At 67.6% G+C, this 5,505-nt stretch carries 5 protein-coding genes; 3 read left to right on the forward strand and 2 right to left on the reverse strand.

Annotated features, from left to right (window positions below; translation table 11 throughout):
* The first annotated feature begins 120 nt into the window (after positions 1–120).
* Both ON26_RS02370 and ON26_RS02375 read left to right on the forward strand, forming a co-directional pair.
* Positions 121–636: a M78 family metallopeptidase domain-containing protein gene (locus ON26_RS02370; protein WP_040794288.1), complete on the forward strand. Its 516-nt coding sequence runs from the start codon at positions 121–123 to the stop codon at positions 634–636.
* Positions 633–1,664 carry a hypothetical protein gene (locus ON26_RS02375; RefSeq protein ID WP_051026559.1) on the forward strand — a complete coding sequence of 344 codons (1,032 nt, stop codon included), beginning with the start codon at positions 633–635 and terminating at the stop codon, positions 1,662–1,664. Before ON26_RS02370 ends, ON26_RS02375 begins: the two co-directional genes overlap by 4 nt.
* A gap of 365 nt (positions 1,665–2,029) precedes the next feature.
* On the opposite strand, the gene ON26_RS02380 is transcribed toward ON26_RS02375, so the two are convergent.
* Positions 2,030–2,446, reverse strand: a complete 417-nt coding sequence (locus ON26_RS02380) for a helix-turn-helix domain-containing protein (RefSeq protein ID WP_011207048.1) — start codon at positions 2,444–2,446, stop codon at positions 2,030–2,032.
* Positions 2,447–2,808: 362 nt separating this feature from the next.
* Positions 2,809–3,972: a steroid 3-ketoacyl-CoA thiolase gene (locus ON26_RS02385; RefSeq protein WP_040794289.1), complete on the reverse strand. Its 1,164-nt coding sequence runs from the start codon at positions 3,970–3,972 to the stop codon at positions 2,809–2,811.
* Between the two features lie 161 nt (positions 3,973–4,133).
* Here ON26_RS02385 and ON26_RS02390 point away from each other — a divergent pair, with 161 nt between their 5' ends.
* Positions 4,134–5,399 (forward strand): cytochrome P450, encoded by a 1,266-nt coding sequence (locus tag ON26_RS02390; RefSeq protein WP_040794290.1) that lies wholly within the window; start codon positions 4,134–4,136, stop codon positions 5,397–5,399.
* Positions 5,400–5,505 lie beyond the last annotated feature (106 nt).

The following is a 5,505-nucleotide window of genomic DNA, read 5'->3' on the forward strand; positions in this document are numbered from 1 at the left end:
GGCGATGGCGCTGGTCGCCGCGGGTGCGGGCGCGGTCAGTTTCCAGAGCGCCTCCGCCGCCCAAGCCCGAGTCGACGCCGCGCGCGCCGAATTCTTCGGCCCGAGGTTGTGAGGACGAGCATGAGCCAGAGCAGAACCCAGAGCAGTTCACGGTCCTACCGCCGGGTCGCGGCCGCGGTCGACGCGGTCTGCGCGGTCGCCGCCGACTTCGATGCCACCACCCTCGACGAGGTGGTCGCCGCCATCTCCGCCGAGCGGATGCGCGAAATCGAGATCGCCGACGCCGACCTCGGCCCGGGCGTCTGCGGCCAGCGACGCTTCTATCCGGACCGCGATGTGATCGTGCTGGCGACCTCGTTGCCCAGCCGGGAGCACACCCTGGCCCACGAACTCGGGCACATCGTGTTCGACCACGAAGGCGCGCCCGCCGCCGAGGTCACCCTCGCGGCGAGCGACGACTTGATCGCCTACATGCTCAGCCAGCGGGCGCACCAGCAGATCGTCGACGACGGCGCGGACGAGATGGCCGAGTGGGAGGCCGAGACTTTCGCCGCGATGCTGATGACCCGGCTGCGCGTGTTCAACAGCCGGGGCGCAGGCGTCTCGGCCCTACGATTCGATGAGGCTCTCGGATGATCGTCTGGCTCACGGCGTTGCTGGTCTGGATCGCCGTCGGGGCCCGTATCGGCCGCGTGCTGGTGCGCCCCGCGACAACCCCGCGCGTGGCGATCGTGATCGCGGTGGCGGCGGTCGGTGCCGCCGCCACCGTCGCGGTCCCGGAAATCGCACTCGCACTGGACAATCTGCGTCCCGGTGGGCTGCCGCCCGGGTTGCTCTCCGACGGCGTGCACCTGGCGGCCTGGATCGCCTTCGCCACCGCCACCTCGGTGGTGGCCGCGGCGGCCTGGCCGGTGGTGTCACGGCGCAATCTGCGCCAGATCGCCCTGGTGATCTATGGGATCGGCGCGCTGGCGATACTCGCCGCGCTGCTGGGGTCGTTCACCGCGGGCTGGGTGGCGCTGGTGCCCGCGTGCGGGTTCATCGTGCTCACCGGCGTGCGCAATCTGGACTGGACCGCGCTGGGGCGCGGCATCGCGATCTACTCCGCGGGCTCGGCCGTGGTCGGCGTGCTCGCCGCGCTGCGGGCATGGCGCTCGTGGACCGGCGCGGGCCCGGCCGATTACGGCCAGCCGCAATGGGCTTGGCCGATCTGGTCGGCGGCTGCGGCGCTGATATCCCTCGGCGCGGTGTGGATCGTGGTGGAACTGTGGATGCGCGCCAAGCAGACCTTGCGCGAGACCAAGGCGCTGCACCGGACGATGCTCGAGCGTTTCCCCGAGGTGGTCGCCCACGAACAGCCGAGTACGTCCACTCAGCTGCGTGCCTCCGACCAGATCGCACAGATCATGGACGCGCTGTATCTGCAGTCGGGCAGTGGCGTCGAGCTGGTCGCCGCGGGTCCGCCGCCGGCCGACATACCCGCGCGGGCCGAGCGGGTGGCACGCTGGGCACGTAACCCCCTGGGCGAGACGGTCGTCGACGCACGCTGGATCGCGCCGCCGGAGGGCATCAGCCCGCGTGGCTGGGTGCGGGCGATCGCCCGGGCCTTCGACGCCTCCGACGAGGCTCTGCTGGTGAGAGGCGCCGCGGCACAGCGTTCCTGACCTCACTGCGGTGGGCGTCCCGTTGTGAGGTCGAGGGCAATAGCTGGGCACTGTGATCCCTCTCGGGTGAACACCTCGAGTTCGGTGTCTTGTCACAGAGATTCGTGATCGCTGCGCGATCACCGGAAGTGTTGTCTCGAACGTTTCGGCGAGGTAGGTATCCGTTCGCGGAAATGCACGCACGTCTGTACTTGCAATAGTGAGTTTCCGCGCGGGACGCCGAAACGCGAATTAGTCCCGTCCTGCCCGCCACCCGGCGTCACCCGCACGGGGCCGACGTCGCGATGTGAGCACACCGAGGCGAGCGGTGGGCAGAACGCGGGCAGTGCGGCCCGAAGGCCGCACTGCCCGCGTCGCCGGTGCGTCTATTCCGTTCCGTCCGGAGGAATTTCGGGCAAGCCTTCGCTCGCTCGCAACTTCTCCGCCATGGAGGTCAGCAGGTTCTGCGATTCTTCGGAGAGGTCGAACGCCCTACTCGACAAGCGACGCAGTCCGTAGCCCTGCAGCTGGGACAGCAGCTCCAGATCGTGATCGATCTTGGCCGCGTAGATGTCGTTGAAGAAGTAGTCCGGCTTGACCTTGAAGAACTTGGCCAGTGCCGCCACCGTTTCATCCGACGGATTCGTCCGCTGTCCCGACCGCAGCTGCGACAGATACGGTTTCGAGATCGGATGACCGGAGGCGGTCAGCGCAGCCGCCACCTCCGCGTTGGTGTGAGGCTTGCGCCCCGGGGGATGCACGGTTTCGAACAGCTTGTTCAGCCGCGCCGCGAAATCAGCCATTGTGAGCCGCCCAATTCCCTTCACTGTACTAACAGTCGTTATCTCGGATACCTATCATTGATATTAGCGGCTCAGTAACTGAAAACCTACGCCTGATTCGGGTTTTCCTGGGGGAATCCTGGCTCGGATGTGGCTGACGCGCGGTCCCCGGTGCGTTTGCGGGTCACCCCAACGTCTCTGATGGAGGGCCGGTACGCCCCGGTTCCAGCCCGTCGAAAGCATCTTCAAAATTCATCCTATGATAACTATCGGATAGCTGACATCTCATGCATTTTGCTCCGGGGTGGATGGTGTGGCGTACGACACGTTTCGGGACGGTTCGGATGAACGTTCAACGTGCGGCCGGAATTCGGACTATTCGCCTAGAGCCGCTCGAGGATGGTGCCGGTCGCCATCGCTCCGCCCGCGCACATCAAGATCATCGCCGTGCTGCCGCCGGTGCGCTCGAGCTCGTGCAAAGCCGTTGTGATGAGCCGTGATCCGGTGGAGCCGACCGGGTGGCCGAGGGCGATCGCGCCGCCGTTGACGTTGACCCGGTCCATATCCGGCTTGTGCACCTGGGCCCAGGAGAGCACGACCGAGGCGAAGGCCTCGTTGATCTCGAACAGATCGATGTCGCCGATGCTCATACCCGACCGCTCCAGTAGCCGGGAGCAGGCCTGCACCGGGCCGTCGAGATGGAACTCGGGTTCGCCGCCGACCAGTGCCTGGGTGACGATCCGCGCACGCGGGCGCAAACCCTCGCGCTGGGCCGTCTTTTCGTCCATCAGCAGCACCGCGGCCGCGCCGTCGGAGATCTGCGAGGAACTGCCCGCGGTGTGCACGCCGCCCTCGAGTACGGGCTTCAGCTTCGCCAGTCCCTCCTTGGTGGTCTCGCGCAGACCCTGATCGCGGGTCACCTCGTGCTGCTCGCCGGTGAGATTACCTTCCTTGTCCACCACCGGCGCGATCACCGGGAGGACCTCGCGATCGAAGCGGCCCTCGGCCCAGGCCTGGGCGGCCAGTCGCTGCGAGCGCACGCCGAGCTCGTCCACGTCGTCGCGAGTGATGCCGCGCCGCTTGGCGATTCGCTCGGCGGCCTCGAACTGGTTCGGCAGATCGATGTGCCACGACGCGGGGCGGCGCGGGCCCGCGTTCTCGCCGACATTGGCGCCGAGGGGAACTCGGCTCATGGCCTCCACGCCGCAGGCCATGCCGATCTCGATGGCGTCGGTGGCGATGAGCCCGGCGATCAGGTGAGCGGCGTGCTGGGCCGAACCGCACTGCGCGTCGACCGTGCTCGCGCCGACCTGCCAGGGCAGTCCGGCGTGCAGCCAGGCGACCCGGGTGACGTTGTTGGACTGCTCGCCGGCCTGGGTGACGCAGCCGCCGATGACCTGTTCGACCAGTGCGGGGTCGAGGCCGGCCCGGTCGAGCAGGCCGCGCTGGGCCAGGCCGAGGAGTTCGGCCGCGTGCAGGCCGGCCAGAGCGCCGCGACGCTTGCCGATCGGGGTGCGTGCGGCCTCGACGATGACGGGAGTGCCCATCGGGAACCTTCCTCTAGGGAAACTGGAACGTGTGACAGCCGGTTGTGCTGGTTTTCTTTACTAGTGCAGCCTGCTGTGCTGGAATTGATTGTAGAACGTGTTTCAGTTTGTCGACGTAGGCAATCTGCGATCGAGGCATACTGCGGTGAAGGAGACATCTGGTGGTTGAGACTCGGAACGCCCGCCCGAATCTGCCGGAAGGGTTCGACGTCACGGACCCCGACATCTACGCCGAGCGACTTCCGGTCGAAGAATTCGCCGAGCTGCGCCGGTCGGCCCCGATCTGGTGGAACCCGCAGCCGCCGGAGGTCGGCGGCTTCCACGACGACGGCTTCTGGGTCGTGTCCCGCCACGCCGACATCAAAGAGGTGTCCCGGCGCAGCGATGTGTTCTCCAACTTCGAGAACACCGCCATTCCGCGCTTCAACGACGACATCGCGCGCGAGCAGATCGAGCTGCAGCGGATCGTCCTGCTGAACATGGACGCCCCCGAGCACACCAAGCTGCGCAAGATCATCTCCCGCGGCTTCACCCCGCGCGCCATCAACGGCCTGCGCGAGGAGCTCTCCGCCAAGGCCGAGCAGATCGTCAAGGCCGCCGCCGAGGCCGGCTCGGGCGACTTCGTCACCCAGGTGGCCTGTGAGCTGCCGCTGCAGGCGATCGCCGAGCTGATCGGCATCCCGCAGGAGGACCGGATGAAGGTCTTCACCTGGTCCAACCAGATGACCGGCTACGACGATCCGGACAACGACGCCGACCCGGTGGTCGCCTCCGCCGAGGTGCTGGGTTACGCCTACCAGATGGCCGCCGCGCGCAAGGCCTGCCCGGCCGACGACATCGTCACCACCCTCATCGAGGCCGACGTCGACGGCGACAAGCTCACCGAGGAGGAGTTCGGCTTCTTCGTGATCATGCTGGCGGTGGCGGGCAACGAGACCACCCGCAACGCCATCTCGCACGGCATGATCGCCTTCCTGGAGAACCCCGACCAGTGGGAGCTCTACAAGAAGGAGCGCCCGGCCACCGCCGCCGACGAGATCATCCGCTGGGCCACCCCGGTCACCTCCTTCCAGCGCACCGCCCTCGAGGACGTCGAGCTCGGCGGCGTGCAGATCAAGAAGGGCCAGCGCCTGGTGCTGGCCTACCGCTCGGCCAACTTCGACGAGGACGTCTTCGAGAACCCGGAGAAGTTCGACATCATGCGGGCGGACAACCCGCATCTGTCCTTCGGCGGTACCGGCGCGCACTTCTGCATCGGCGCGAACCTGGCCCGCCTGGAGATCGACCTGATCTTCAACGCCATCGCCGATCACCTGCCCGACATCACCAAGCTCGGCGACCCGCAGCGGCTGCGCTCGGGCTGGCTCAACGGCATCAAGGAGTTCCAGGTCGACTACGGCACCAAGGGGTGCCCGGTCGAGCACTGACCTCGGCAGGCCCGGCCGGGTCCGCCATCGACGGCGCATCGCGAGTCGCCTCGCGGTGCGCCGTTCGTGTCCCGCCGTGAGCGCCCGCCGTGAGCGCCCGCCGTGA

Origin of the sequence: Nocardia higoensis NBRC 100133, assembly GCF_000308595.1 — a bacterium.
GTDB classification, from domain to species: domain Bacteria; phylum Actinomycetota; class Actinomycetes; order Mycobacteriales; family Mycobacteriaceae; genus Nocardia; species Nocardia higoensis.